The following is a 13,802-nucleotide window of genomic DNA, read 5'->3' on the forward strand; positions in this document are numbered from 1 at the left end:
TTTTTCCTTATCCATTGCTGAGCGCGTCAGCACCCGAGACGATTTCGGTAATCTCTGTTGTAATTTCTGCCTGGCGGGCGTTATTAGCCAAACGCGTGTACTTTTCAATGAGTTCACTGGCGTTATCTGTTGCTGCGTGCATTGCCTGCTGGCGTGATGCCAATTCGGATGCCGCAGCCATCAGAAGGATCGTGCTAATACGCTTACGTACATACATCGGAATGAGTTTTCCGAAGATTGCCCGTGGTGACGGTTCGTATTCGTAGAGGGGTTCGACGTTTTCGATATTTCCACCCGAATATTCGGAACCGGTATCTTCCAGGTCGCCCTGTCCATAATCGACGATTGTCAACGGCAACATGTGGCGTACCTGAACAGCTTGGTTCACCATTGATTCGAAACGTGTAAAGACGACGTGAACTTCTGCTACCCCGCCCTGATCGGCAGGTGCGGAGAACGCATCCAGTAATGTGCGCGCAATATCGTCGGACTGATCCGGATCGGGTTTATCGGAAAAACCAGTCCAGGACTGTTCTACCTTAATACCTCGGAATCCGAAATATTGCACGCCTCGCCTGCCGGCCACGTACAATACGGGTTCTTTGCCTTCTTCGCGCAGTGTTGCCATCGTGTTTTCTGCTTCACGCAACACGTTAGCCGAATACGCACCCGCCATTCCTCGATCTGATGTTACGACGAGGAGCGCTATACGATTCGTATCCGTGCGTTCATTGAGAAGTGGATTTTCCGTATCGAAGTTGTGGCGTCCGACCAAGCCGAGGGCACGCGTAACGGCACGTGCATAGGGATCAAGCCCCTGTGCCGCTCGCCGTGCCTGGCCAATACGTGAGGCGGCAATGAGCTCCATGGCGCGAAACACCTTTTGAAGGGTGGATGTTGCCCTAATTTTGCTCTTGTAAATCCTCTGTTCGCCGGCCATAAGTTAATCCTTTACCGGACGGGTAATGGTTTCACGTTCGTGTTCGACAACAACATCTTCTTCCGTCCCAATATGTTCGGCGGTGCGGTAGGAAACGTTGAAGCCGTTGATAAGCTCAGCAAGTTCCTCTTCCATCTCGGAGGTGAGATTTCCGGTTTCCTTAATGGTTTGCAGGATCTTTGCGTTGTGGCGAACGTAGTCGAGCATGCGTGCTTCCCAATCGTGGACTTTATCGACGGGGATGTCGTCAAGATAGCCCTTTGATCCTGCCCACACGGAAACAACCTGGTTTTCAATGGCGTAGGGCTCGTACTGACCCTGTTTCAACAGTTCCATCAAACGTTCACCGCGAACGAGCTGCTGGCGTGTTGCTGGATCAAGATCGGAAGCGAACATTGCGAATGCCGCCTGGGCGCGGTACTGCGCCAAAGTAATCTTGAGCGTACCAGCAACTTTCTTCATCGCCTTAATCTGGGCGTCACCACCTACACGGGAAACGGAAATACCGACGTCAACAGCCGGACGCTGGTTCGCGTTGAACAAATCCGACTGGAGGAAGATCTGGCCGTCCGTAATGGAAATAACGTTGGTGGGAATATATGCGGAAACGTCATTAGCTTTTGTTTCGACGATGGGCAGGCCTGTCATGGAACCGCCACCGAGGTCATCGGAAAGCTTCGCACAACGTTCAAGGAGGCGTGAGTGGAGGTAGAAGACATCACCGGGGTAAGCTTCACGTCCCGGCGGACGGCGAAGAAGAAGGGAAACTGCACGGTATGCTTCAGCCTGCTTGGAAAGATCGTCGAAAACAATGAGAACGTGCTTTCCTGCATACATCCAATGCTGGCCAATAGCGGAGCCGGTGTAGGGTGCTAGATACTTGAAACCTGCCGGGTCGGATGCCGGGGATGCCACAATCGTCGTGTATTCTAGGGCGCCGTGGCGTGCGAGGGTTCCGCGAACACCGGCAATTGTGGAGCCTTTTTGCCCGATAGCGACGTAAATGCAACGTACCTGCTTGGTAGGATCTCCGCTTTCCCAGTTTTCGCGCTGGTTAAGAATGGTGTCGATGGCGAGAGCGGTTTTACCGGTCTGGCGGTCACCAATAATCAGCTGGCGCTGACCGCGACCAATGGGGGTCATGGAGTCAACGGCTTTCAAGCCTGTTTCCAAAGGTTCGTGGACGGACTTACGCATCATCACGCCAGGAGCCTGAAGTTCAAGGGCTCGTGTTCCGTCAAGGTTTTCAATTTTTCCGAGTCCGTCAATAGGATTACCGAGGGGGTCAACGACGCGCCCCAAGTATCCATCTCCAACGGGAACGGAAAGAACTTCACCTGTTCTGCGTACTTCCTGGCCTTCTTCAATTGTGGAGAAATCACCAAGAACGACGACACCGATTTCGCGTTCTTCCAAATTCATTGCCAGACCGCGGGTGCCATCTTCGAACACCAACAGTTCGTTTGCCATAGCCCCAGGGAGTCCGGATACGCGAGCAATACCGTCGGCCGTCATGGTGACGTGGCCTACCTGCTCACTTTCCGACGTATCGGGGGTATAGCTGCGCACGAAGTTATCGAGCGCTGCCCGGATATCCTCGGGCTTGATAGTCAAATCAGCCATTCCTTATTCCTTACCTGATGGGCGACACTTGAGCCGCGCCACCTACGATTTTTTCGCGTACGTTGTTGATTCGTGACAGCAAACTTGCGTCAATAACTTCTGATCCGCATTGCACTTTCAGCCCACCGACAATAGTGGGATCCACCGTCGTATATATGACGATTTTCTTCTTATAAAGTGCGGACAGTGCGGAAGCTAACCGTGTTTTTTGTTCTTCAGTAAGCTCTGTTGCACTCCACACGGCCGCCGCGAAGGTATTTGATGTCTTCGCGGCGAGAACGATCATGCGAACAAGAGAGTCCGTCACGGGACGAACATCTGCGGTTTGCACGGCCTGTGCGAGGAGAATCTGTGCTTCTTCTGAGATACTGGAGAAGACGTTTCGAGCTAGTTCTTGGCGTGCTTCTACCGAGTAATCTTCAAAGGTTGAGAGTGTGACTCGCAGTGCGGTTTGCGCCGTGAGGACACGACGAACCTGGTGGAGCTCATCTTCTACTGCATTAAGGCGTCCATCTTGACCAGAATAGTAAAGTACGGAACGAATTCCGAGATTTTCGACGGTTTCAACGAGATCCTCATCAGCCGACCATGGGAGGCTTGCCGCGCTATGCAGAATGTTGTGGACATCGTCTGAAATTTTTCCACCAAAAAGATCATCAACCAGCTTCACGCGACTTTCTGTATCGCGTGTTGAATCTGCAAGAGCCGACGCTACTGCCGGTACCTGGTGGAGAGCACGCGAAGCCATAAACAGTTCTCGTGCGAAAATGAAATCCATTGCTTCGCGAGAACTGAGGGTATCATTCCATGCGACAACAAGAGTTGCAGCTGACTGTTTGCTCGTTGACCTCATACCTAGTTCCGACTTCCTTGAGCGAAGGCGTTAGCCTCTAGCTGATCGAGGAAGGAATCCACGACACTCTTATTGACGGACGGATCTAGCTTGACCTGCTCGCCAACAATTTTTCCGGCGAGTGTGGAGGCAACAGCCCCAACATCTGCACGAAGATGGCGTGCGGCAGCTTCTGTGTCCGCTTTAATCTGAGCTTGGGCCGCTTCAGTGATTCGGCGACTTTCTTCCGTGGCTTCCTGCTGTGCGCGAGCGATGATGTCTTTAGCGTTTTCCTGGGCGGTTGTACGAATTTTCGCCGCTTCACGAAGTGCGTCTTCTCGTTCATTCGCCATGGTTTTACGCTCGGCAGCGACCTGCTCTAGGGCTCGATCAGCCGCCGCGAGACCATCTTCGATTTTCTCGCGTCGTTCGTCCAACATCTTTGAAAATGACGGCCATGCGAATTTGAAAATCGCAATGGCGACAATAACAAAGGCAACGGTTCCCCAAATAAGATCCGCTGGTGCTGGAAGAAGAATATTACTGTGTTCTTCAGCAAGAATCATGGGCTACTCAGCTTAAGCGAAGAGGAACCCTGCAACGAAGCCAAGCAGACCCAAGGCTTCGGCAAAGGCGATAGAGAGGAACATGTTCACACGGAGATAACCGCGGATTTCTGGCTGACGTGCCGTTGCATTCTGATTCTGTCCACCGATAAGACCAATAGCAATACTGGGGCCGAGGGCCGCAAGGCCATAACCGATTGTTGCGAGAACGGGCATGAGATCATCCTTTTCTTCTTGGATTGTTATTCAAACTTCTAGCGGTGCTAGAAAAACTATAAAACTTGAAAATTCTAATGTGATGAAATTGAAAGCTGGATATATACGGCGGAAAGCATCGCGAAAATATATGCCTGGATACATGCAACGAATGCTTCAAAGAGGACCGCCATTATGCCACCCATAAAGGTGAGCGTCCCGAAAGCAATTCCGGACGCCCCCGACATTGAGAAGAGCAGGAAGTGCGTTCCTACGAAGCACACGACGAGGAGCATATGCCCTGCAAGCATGTTGGCAAGCAAACGCATAACGAGAGTGACGGGACGAACAACAAAATTTGAAATAAATTCAATAGGTGTAAGCAAAATATAGAGTGCTTTCGGAACTCCCGGTGGGAACAGCTGTTCTTTGAAGAAACGTCCACAACCGCGTTCCATAATTCCCGCGACGATAAAGGTAATATAACCAAATATCGCGTAAACAATAGGCATACCCACAACGGAAGTTGCAGCCAATTGCAAACCGGGAATAATACCCGTAATGTTCATGAACAGCACACCCAGGAAGATGGTAGCGATAAAGGGCTGGTAGCGCCGAGCCTTTCCGCCCATAATTTCTTCACCAATTTGTATACGGGAGAAATCAAGGAGTGCTTCCATGGTTGCCTGGGCGCGCCCGGGAACGAGCTTTGCTCTCTTTGCATAAAGTATGCACAAAATAAGAAGAACCGTTGCTGAAATCAAACGAATCAGCATCACGCGATTCATTTCAAAAGGTGTTCCCGCAAAGAAAATTGGATTAGGGAAAAACTCATTCAAACCCGGAGCCTCAAACGAATCATTGCCCATAGAAATTCCCTGGACACCTAAGGCTATTAGCGAACTAACCGTCATGCGTTCACCCTCTCCTTTAATTGCCATACGGGAGCTACACCATTGTTGTTACATTAATAATAATGGAACATGCTCATAATTATTCGTGACGTTTATAAAACGGACGATATTGCTTCTTAGTATACGTTGCCTGACAAAAAATGTGAAAACCGTAAAATCTCCAATTTTCACATTTCTAGGTCCTCAACGCACCCGAGCATTAAAATAAACGTTTGAACTACCAAAGAAATGAGAAAACATAGGACAAAGATCCCCAAAACGGGTTTCATAAATAAATGAAAATGCCACCGCGCTGTAACACACATCACTCCGACGAGAATCATTTTTAGCACATACGGCACTAGGGCACCCGCGCTCCCCGTCAGCTTCCACGAAGCAGTAAGAATCGTCACACAGTTAAGAACCAGAACCATCACGCAACCGTAAGCAAAAGGCAACACAAATTCTGAACAAAACATCAAGGCACCCACAACACTCGCCACGCAACACACCAGTGTCCCCACGCAACTCCACCACCCAGCTTTCCGAATGAGCATGGTGTCCGTCATTATTTTGGAGGGCGCCCTCACGGCGTCCTCGCTACCGGGTAAGTTCCGTTCCATAAAATTATTCTTCGTTATCTCGTCGCCCCGCCCGTAACGTAAGCTGTTTGGTTCCATAGAGTTTTTCGACGACGGTGTTCCGTCCTCTCCCCCAAAATCCTGCGGGTTCGCTTCTGTGTGAGTCACGATTGTCCTCGTTTTTCGTCGTCGTGAAAAGAAATGGGAGGTGAACCGACGCTCTTCGGGGACACGTCGTCGTAAAGAGAATTGGTGGTGGCGCTAAGGCGACCTTGGGTGGCGAGTTCACTGTTGCTATGTGGTGCGATAGGGTCAACGCGAGTGGAAGATAGGGTGACCTCAACGTTATCTGTGGCGTCTTTGGAAGGTATACGTTCCCCCTGTGTCACCCGCGCTTTTCTTCTACCTGCACCAAACATGCGGAACGTTACCACGGAGGCGATAGCGGCTGAACCGAGCGCAACCCACACAACTTTTTTCGCCGGCCACACAACCAACAAAATACACGAGAACGAAAACACTGCAGCCCACATGTGCAAAATCAACACGGTACCCACGTGAGAATGCCCGAGCCTTAAAAGCCTGTGGTGCAGGTGCCCGGCGTCGGCATGGAAGGGGGACTGCCCGCGACGTAGGCGACGGAACGTTGCCCACAAGAAATCAACGATGGGCAACGCAATGATTCCCACCGAGAGAAGAAGGGGAAGATAGGCGGGAAGTTTGTAGCCCAGGGAGGTTGCGGCCGGGTCGATTTGGCCGGTCACCTGAATACCGGCGCCGGCAATAACCATTCCCAACATTAACGCCCCTGAGTCTCCCATAAAAATACGTGCGGGGTGGAAATTATGTGGTAAAAATCCGATACACATTCCCGCGGATGCCGCGCTAACCGCGCATGCAACCGAAGTGTAATCCCCCGGCGTGGCATTTCGCGTCAAAATATAGGAATAAATGAAGAAGGCAATTGAAGCAATCGCAACAATCCCGGACGCCAAGCCATCCAAGCCGTCCATAAAATTCACGGCATTAACGATAACGATCACCACAAGAACCGTGCACGCAATGTTGAAACGCGCCGAACCGACGGTAAGCCCCATAAAGGGAAGGGTAATGAATTGGACGCCTTTCCATGCCATTACGCCAGCCGCGAGCACCTCGCCTGCAAGTTTCGTGTACCAATCAAGTTCCCATATATCGTCAATAAATCCCACAAGACACATAAGGGCGGCACCCCACCAAATTGCCCACACCTGCGAATTGTTGCCTAAAACTCTATGAAGATAGGGGATATTGCTGGCAATGAGGAGACTTGCCGTGAAACCGAGGAACATCGCCACCCCTCCGAGGCGCGGGATAGGGACGGTGTGAACGTCGCGTTCACGTACCTGGGTCATCGCACCGATGCGCAGAGCGAATCGTAGAACGGCCGGCACAAGGAAATATGTGAAGGCCGCGCTCAGTAGGAGAACCAGTATATATACGCGCACTAGACAATTTTCCCATACTTGGCGATTATTTCGGCGCGAATCGCCCCCTGGCGGATAATGTGGCATTCTCCGGGCGCCGGGAAGGACACGATTGTGGAGGGCACGCCACCGGGCGCTAGCCCCGCATCAATATAAACAGCGACTTTTTCTCCGAGTTGTTCACGGGCATCTTGCGCTGTTCTTGCGGGAGGATTGCCGGTGAGGTTTGCCGAGGTGACAGCCATCGGGCCCGTTCGGTTAAGGAGTTCAAGAGCGGTTGGGTGATTGGGCATTCTTAGCGCCACTGTTCCGTGTGTTTCCCCTAAATCCCAGCCGATAGTTTCTTGTGCAGGGACGACGAGGGTGAGCGCTCCCGGCCATAAATCTTCAGCCATTTTGACGGCTTCTTCGGTCAGGGACGAGGCGAGGCTTCGTGCTTGTTCAAGGGAGTAGACGAGTACAGGGCTTGGTTTATCGCGCCCGCGGCCTTTTGCGGTCAGCAGTTTAGAGACAGCCGCCACGGAAAACGGGTCTGCCCCGACCCCGTACACGGTGTCCGTGGGCAACACGACGAGATTCCCCTCTTTCACCGCGTAAACAGCACGGCATATATTCTGTTCTAACTCATCCATTATCTATAACTCTTTTCTTCTGGCTTGCTAGATCTTCCCTCGTGACTCCTTGGCTTTACCGCTATATTTTCCGCGCCTGTGTCCAACGCGGGCGTCGCGTGTAATCCTCGTGCGTTACTGCGTCGCAAAAACCGTGAGTATTCATAAAATTCCGCAGTGCTTCACCCTGCGTTTCCGCATGCTCCATAATGAGCATCCCGCCAGGATGTAGAAGCTGGGCGGCTCTGCACACAAGTTGCCGAGGAAGATCCAAACCATCCTCTCCCCCGCCCCACAGCGCCAGTTGAGGGTCACGTTGTACCTCCGGCGAATGCTTTGTTCCCGGCGGAACATAGGGCGGATTTGTGACGACGATATCCACCGCTCCCTCTAACTCGGGGAAAGCATGCAGGGCGTCCTCGTTAATGATGTGGACGCGGTTCCCATAACGCTCATTATTGCGTTCGGCAACCCGGAATGCCTGAGGTGAGATTTCCGCAGCATATACGCGGGTTCCGGGAACTTCTGTTGCAACGGATAGAGCAATAGCCCCGCTTCCGGTACATAAATCAACAACTGTTAAGCTAGGGCTACCCTGTTCGGTAGTTCGTAATACAGCACTGTATTGTTCTTTACCTATTGCGCGCACTCCCCCGCCTTGCCCGCGTTCATTATCTGTCGAACGTAAACGCTGCCTCATCAGTTCGCGTGCCGTATCAATAGCGACGCCCGCAACCAACTCGGTTTCCGGGCGCACAATAAACACATCCGGCGTGCATGCCAACTCTAGGTAACGAAAATACATCCGTCCCGTAATATGTTGGAGCGGTTCGCGCCCGCATCGCTTGCCAACCAAACTCAGGTAGTCAGCCGTCGTACATTCATCTGCTAAAGAACGCGGATTTGGCTTGTGTCCACACAAAAACTCTGCGAGTTCTTTGGCGTCAACCCTGGGGCTGGGTACTCCGGCTTCTGCCAGCACGTAGGTGGCGTCGTTGAGAAGGACCGCCCACGTTGCCATTACTGTTCGGCTTTCTCCATGCGGGCTTTTTCGTCCATGAGCCGCGCGGAATCAATCACGGCTTCCAGGTCGCCATCAAGAACCGCATCCAAATTGTAGGATTTGTAGCCGGTACGGTGGTCAGAAATACGATTTTCGGGGAAATTGTAGGTGCGGATGCGTTCGCTTCGATCCAGGGTACGCACCTGAGAATGGCGCAATTCCGCGTTTTCTGCGGCCTGCTGGTCGAGCTGTAACTGGCGCAAACGCGCACGCAACACGCGCATCGCACTTTCACGGTTCTGGATCTGGGATTTTTCGTCCTGCATAGAGACGACGATGCCCGTCGGCAAATGCGTAATACGAACCGCGGAATCCGTAGTGTTCACGGACTGGCCGCCGGGACCGGAGGAACGATACACATCAATACGCAAATCATTCGGGCCGATTTCCACTTCGCCCGGATCGTCAACTTCTGCGAACACGAGGACGCCAGCGGTTGAGGTTTGAATACGCCCCTGGGATTCGGTGACGGGGACGCGCTGCACGCGGTGAACTCCGCCCTCATATTTGAGGTGCGCCCACACGCCGTCGGAAGGATCTTCCAGGGTTGCGCGTGAACGGATTGCGACTTCCAGATCCTTATATCCGCCGAGTTCGGTTTGGTTAGAGTTCAGAACTTCCCACGTCCATCCCTTCGATGTAGCGTAGCGTTCATACATTCGGGCAAGATCTCCGGCAAAGAGGGCGGATTCTTCACCGCCGGCCCCGCCTTTAATTTCCATAATGACATCGCGGGCGTCATCTTCGTCGCGCGGGATAAGAACTTCGGTGAGTTGCTCGGAAATTTCTTCAAAACGTGCGCGCAGTCCGGGCATTTCCGGGGCGAAAAGTTCCGCATCTTCCCCGCCCATATCCACGATTTCCTGAGCTTCACGAAGATCGGTTTGCGCCGCAAGGAATTCGCGGTACACACGCACAACCCGGCCAAGTTCAGCATATCGGCGCCCGAGTGAGCGCAATTTATCCGGGGAGGACAGTACTTCCGGGGAAACCATGTCTTTTTCGATTTGCTCAAATTCTGTGAGCATATGTTCTGCGATATCAACGCGATTATCTGCCACGATTGCCTTTCAATTGAACGTCTAGGAGAATAATACCCCGGAAAGCCTCGCTCTCCGGGGTATCCACCAGAAATGTGTGTTACTACTTGTTGCGCTTGCCGTAGCGAGCTTCAAAGCGAGCCACACGTCCACCAGTGTCAAGAATCTTCTGCTTACCGGTGTAGAAGGGATGGCATGCGTTGCAAACTTCGACGCGGATGTGGTCACCTTCGTAGGTTGAACCGGTGGTGAATGCATTACCGCAGGTGCATGTTACTTCCACCTGATGGTATTCGGGATGGATACCCTTTTTCATTTTTTCTCCTAGGATCGTTTGATGCTCCCGGGTCCACTGCCCCTATTGTTTCCTTATCCTGAAGAAAACACCTGGCAGAACAGCGGTGAACCGCAAGCCGACAGAAAATTATTGCACACTCCAGCCCCTCTCTTCAAGGGTTTGGGTACGCATCACACCCACATAAGCGCGGACACCCGTACACCGCAACCCACACCCAGCTAAGGGATGCCATCACACCCACACGAACGGATACTCCAACTCTCAACAACGAAATAGGGGCGCTCTAACACAATTCGTAAAATAAACTGCGGAGCTGCTACTGCAACACATTATTTCTATGTGAAACAGTGGTAGCTCCGCAAATACTTTACGAGCCTCTAAGTAGCGGCAGTTCCGCAAACGCTTAAGAAACCCTACCAGCCCTAGCTTTGGTTACCTGCCTGGATAGAGCGCATGATAGACACCAAAAACTCTGCATTATTTTCGGTATTACGCATACGCTTGAGCACGAAATCAGCGGCTTCATCCACGCCGAGAGTGCCCAGCGCCCGGCGAAGCTGCCAAATAACCTTGAGCTCTTCTGGCTTGTAGAGCATGTCTTCGCGACGCGTACCGGAGGCGTTAATATCCACTGCCGGGAAGAGACGGCGATCAGCCAGCTGGCGCGAAAGCCGCAATTCCATATTGCCCGTACCCTTGAATTCTTCGAAAATAACCTCATCCATCTTGGATCCGGTTTCTACCAGCGCGGACGCAATAATCGTCAACGAACCACCGTTTTCAATATTGCGCGCAGCCCCGAAGAACTTCTTGGGCGGGTAGAGCGCAGCAGCATCCACACCACCGGAAAGGATACGCCCGGAGGCAGGTGCCGCAAGATTATAGGCACGCGAAAGGCGCGTCAAGGAATCAAGCAGAACCACAACATCTTGCCCGAGCTCCACAAGGCGCTTCGCGCGCTCAATTGCCAGCTCAGAAACCGTGGTGTGATCGCTTGCGGGACGATCGAAGGTAGAAGCAATAACTTCGCCCTTCACAAGGCGCCTCATATCCGTCACTTCTTCCGGACGCTCATCGACAAGCACAACCATAATGTGAACGTTCGGATCATTGGCCGCAATCGCCTTCGCAATCTGCTGCATAATCATTGTTTTACCGGCCTTAGGCGGTGAAACAATAAGCCCGCGCTGCCCCTTACCGATCGGCGCAACCAAATCAATAACGCGCGTAGACAAGCCGTTCTTCACGGTTTCCAAACGCAACATTTCGTCGGGATACACGGGCGTGAGCTTGTTGAATTCCGGACGCTTAGCGGCTTCCTCAGCACTCAAGGAGTTAATGGAATCCACCTGCACGAGGTAGTTTCCTGCCTTCGATTGATTATTGTTGTTGAAACGTCCCCTGCGGAAGTTACGGTTACGGTTATTGTTGCGGTGGTTGCGTTGCTGCCCTTCTTCGCCCTGTTGGCGAATCGCGCCCATAACCGCATCTCCCCTGCGCAAACCGTATTGGCGCATAATTGCCTGAGAAATAAGCGCATCGTTGGGGCCGGGCAAATATCCAGCCGTGCGCAAGAACGCCTGCTTGCCCACAATATCGACGATACCCGCTACTTGAAGGAGGACTTCTTCCTGCTTACGCTTGTTCTCTTGCGCGGATTCTTCACCAGCGTTTTCTTCTTCAGCGGTTTCTGTTTCGTCAACGTTTGGTGTTTCTTCCGCATCGTTCTTCCGATTGCGACGAATATTGCGCGTGCGGCGTTCCTCATCGTTGTGGCGATTCTTCCGAACTCGACGTGTTCCTTCGCCACTTTCTTCTTCCGCTTCGGCTTTCCGTTCTGCCGCGTCACCAATCGCGTCGAGCGCCGCCATTTTATCTTCGTCGCTCATGTCGGTTTTTGCTGTGCGAGAGGCATCTGCCCCGCGTTTTGGTGCGGGAAGTTCAATTTTAGGTGCGGGAAGCGTAATTTCTTCTGTTGATTCCGTTTCAGCGGATTCTTCACGAATACGGCGAATATTGCGGTTGCGTGTTCGTGTACGACGACGGCTGACGCGCCCTTCACCCGCGTTATCTTCCTGTGCTACTGCGTGGGCATCAGTTTCCGGAGTTGGCTTTTCCTCAACCTTGACATCATCGGCAGATTTCGGAGCTTTAGCGTTGCGGTTGGTTGATTCTTTTGGTGTTTCGTTGTGGGCTTCTTGTGATTCTGTTTCTTCAGAACCGTCTTCTTTACGAGGACGGCCACGGCGTGCGGGGCGTACTGCGCGGATAGCTTTAAGAAGTTCTGTTTTTTTAGCTTTTGGATCCATCTTAAGGCCGAGTTCTTCGGCAAGTGCACGTAATTCTGAAACGCGCATAATAGAAATAGGACCTGTTGTTTGGACTTGCGTCACGAGGTTCCTTCCTCGGGAAAATAGGGGGTAGAGATATGTCCCTACATAATACAAATTGATTATCTACACACGAGAAAAAACTTTGTGTAGGCTTCTTTTCCCGGGGTTGACACATATCAACGCTCACGTTCTCACGAAAAGAAACAACCGGCATGTTCATCGATCGTACATAACTCTAGCAGAATCTAGGAAAAACTAAAAGTAGCCACGAATGTAGGTTCCATCACCGATTTTTCAGTGATATTCCTACATCCGTGGCATCAAATTTCGTATCGACGGTTCTCAATACCACCAGGTTTTCGTATCGCGGGTCTGCCTACGAACATATTTTCGCAACAACAAATTTCCGTAACAGCGAGTCTTTAGGATTAAAGAATTTCCGTATGGACGATACCGAGGAGTTTTATTCGTCCGTCACCAGATACGCTCCGCGCCGTGCCATACCGTCCTTATAGACGGCAAATCCGCGACGTTCCATTAACGTCGTCGTTTCTTGATCTAATTCGTCGAAAACGAGGACGGAAGGTCCCGCGCCGGAAATCACCGCCGGCCAACCAACGCTTCGTAAATCACGCATAGCTCGCGCTGATTCCGGCATAGAATCTGCGCGATAATCCTGGTGAAGGCGCTCTTCGGTCGCGCGCATGAGTAGCTCTGGGTAATGTTCCAACGCGAGCACAAGCATGGCTGAGCGCGAGGCGTTAAAAGCCGCATCCACGTGGGGAACTTTTTCAGGCAGTACGGAGCGCGCCTTGGAGGTCAATAATTGCGTGTTGGGTACAAGGAGTGTGGTTTTCACCCGGGTAGGGATACGGGCGGCACGCGCTTTCTTCCCTTCCTTCCACGTCACCACGGCTCCCCCGAAAATCGCTGGCGCAGCATTATCCGGGTGGCCTTCAAATTCTGTGGCGAGGCTGAGGAGGAATTCGTCGTCAATAAGTTCGGGTTGGTCAACAAGCCCGCGCACCAGCAACAGCCCCGCAACAACAGCGGCGGCAGAGGAACCCAAACCGCGCCCCTGCGCAATCGAATTGTGGCAGGTTAGGTCAAAACCTGCTTCGGGCAAGCCCGCAACTTCGAGTGCTCGCTTCAAAGCCTTAACGATTAAGTGGGTTTCGCCCTTCGGAAGCGTTTGTGCACCTTCCCCAATAATCCTCACTTTGGTTGCTGAGGTTGTGAGACGAACAGATACTTCGTCCCAAATATTATGTGCCATTCCCATGCAGTCGAAGCCGGGGCCGAGATTGCCCGAGGTTGCCGGCACGCGAACCCGTGCCTCGGAATGTACTAGACGCATATTT

General features: G+C 52.2%; 14 protein-coding genes. All 14 read right to left on the minus strand.

Annotated elements, in window-relative coordinates:
- Positions 1-7: 7 nt before the first annotated feature.
- Positions 8-940 (minus strand): F0F1 ATP synthase subunit gamma, encoded by a 933-nt coding sequence (locus tag G445_RS0104735; RefSeq protein WP_022866405.1) that lies wholly within the window; start codon positions 938-940, stop codon positions 8-10.
- Positions 941-943: 3 nt separating this feature from the next.
- Complete coding sequence (atpA, locus tag G445_RS0104740; protein ID WP_022866406.1) at positions 944-2,563, minus strand: F0F1 ATP synthase subunit alpha; 1,620 nt, start codon at positions 2,561-2,563, stop codon at positions 944-946.
- 10 nt (positions 2,564-2,573) lie between these two features.
- A complete protein-coding gene (gene atpH / locus G445_RS0104745) occupies positions 2,574-3,416 on the minus strand; it encodes an ATP synthase F1 subunit delta (RefSeq protein ID WP_022866407.1) in 843 nt (280 codons plus the stop codon).
- A gap of 2 nt (positions 3,417-3,418) precedes the next feature.
- Positions 3,419-3,961 carry a F0F1 ATP synthase subunit B gene (atpF, locus tag G445_RS0104750; RefSeq protein ID WP_022866408.1) on the minus strand — a complete coding sequence of 181 codons (543 nt, stop codon included), beginning with the start codon at positions 3,959-3,961 and terminating at the stop codon, positions 3,419-3,421.
- Positions 3,962-3,973: 12 nt separating this feature from the next.
- A complete protein-coding gene (gene atpE / locus G445_RS0104755) occupies positions 3,974-4,177 on the minus strand; it encodes an ATP synthase F0 subunit C (protein ID WP_022866409.1) in 204 nt (67 codons plus the stop codon).
- A gap of 74 nt (positions 4,178-4,251) precedes the next feature.
- The gene (gene atpB, locus G445_RS0104760) at positions 4,252-5,070 is read right to left on the minus strand and encodes a F0F1 ATP synthase subunit A (RefSeq protein ID WP_022866410.1); all 819 of its coding nucleotides are present in this window, start codon (positions 5,068-5,070) and stop codon (positions 4,252-4,254) included.
- A gap of 167 nt (positions 5,071-5,237) precedes the next feature.
- Complete coding sequence (locus G445_RS0104765; RefSeq protein WP_022866411.1) at positions 5,238-5,798, minus strand: hypothetical protein; 561 nt, start codon at positions 5,796-5,798, stop codon at positions 5,238-5,240.
- Positions 5,795-7,117 (minus strand): glycosyltransferase family 4 protein, encoded by a 1,323-nt coding sequence (locus tag G445_RS09765; protein WP_022866412.1) that lies wholly within the window; start codon positions 7,115-7,117, stop codon positions 5,795-5,797. Before G445_RS09765 ends, G445_RS0104765 begins: the two co-directional genes overlap by 4 nt.
- Positions 7,117-7,728 carry an L-threonylcarbamoyladenylate synthase gene (locus tag G445_RS0104775; protein WP_022866413.1) on the minus strand — a complete coding sequence of 204 codons (612 nt, stop codon included), beginning with the start codon at positions 7,726-7,728 and terminating at the stop codon, positions 7,117-7,119. Before G445_RS0104775 ends, G445_RS09765 begins: the two co-directional genes overlap by 1 nt.
- 61 nt (positions 7,729-7,789) lie before the next feature.
- Positions 7,790-8,728, minus strand: coding sequence for a N5-glutamine methyltransferase family protein (locus G445_RS0104780; protein WP_022866414.1), 939 nt, complete (start codon positions 8,726-8,728; stop codon positions 7,790-7,792).
- Positions 8,728-9,798, minus strand: coding sequence for a peptide chain release factor 1 (gene prfA, locus G445_RS0104785; protein WP_102165776.1), 1,071 nt, complete (start codon positions 9,796-9,798; stop codon positions 8,728-8,730). The genes G445_RS0104780 and prfA overlap by 1 nt, the downstream gene beginning before the upstream one ends.
- Positions 9,799-9,913: 115 nt before the next feature.
- Complete coding sequence (gene rpmE, locus G445_RS0104790) at positions 9,914-10,126, minus strand: 50S ribosomal protein L31 (RefSeq protein ID WP_026420957.1); 213 nt, start codon at positions 10,124-10,126, stop codon at positions 9,914-9,916.
- A gap of 404 nt (positions 10,127-10,530) precedes the next feature.
- Positions 10,531-12,501 (minus strand): transcription termination factor Rho, encoded by a 1,971-nt coding sequence (gene rho / locus G445_RS0104795; protein WP_022866416.1) that lies wholly within the window; start codon positions 12,499-12,501, stop codon positions 10,531-10,533.
- 403 nt (positions 12,502-12,904) lie between these two features.
- A complete protein-coding gene (gene thrB, locus G445_RS0104800; protein WP_022866417.1) occupies positions 12,905-13,798 on the minus strand; it encodes a homoserine kinase in 894 nt (297 codons plus the stop codon).
- Positions 13,799-13,802: the final 4 nt, after the last annotated feature.

The organism is Actinotignum urinale DSM 15805, from assembly GCF_000420445.1.
In the GTDB taxonomy this organism is placed as follows: domain Bacteria; phylum Actinomycetota; class Actinomycetes; order Actinomycetales; family Actinomycetaceae; genus Actinotignum; species Actinotignum urinale.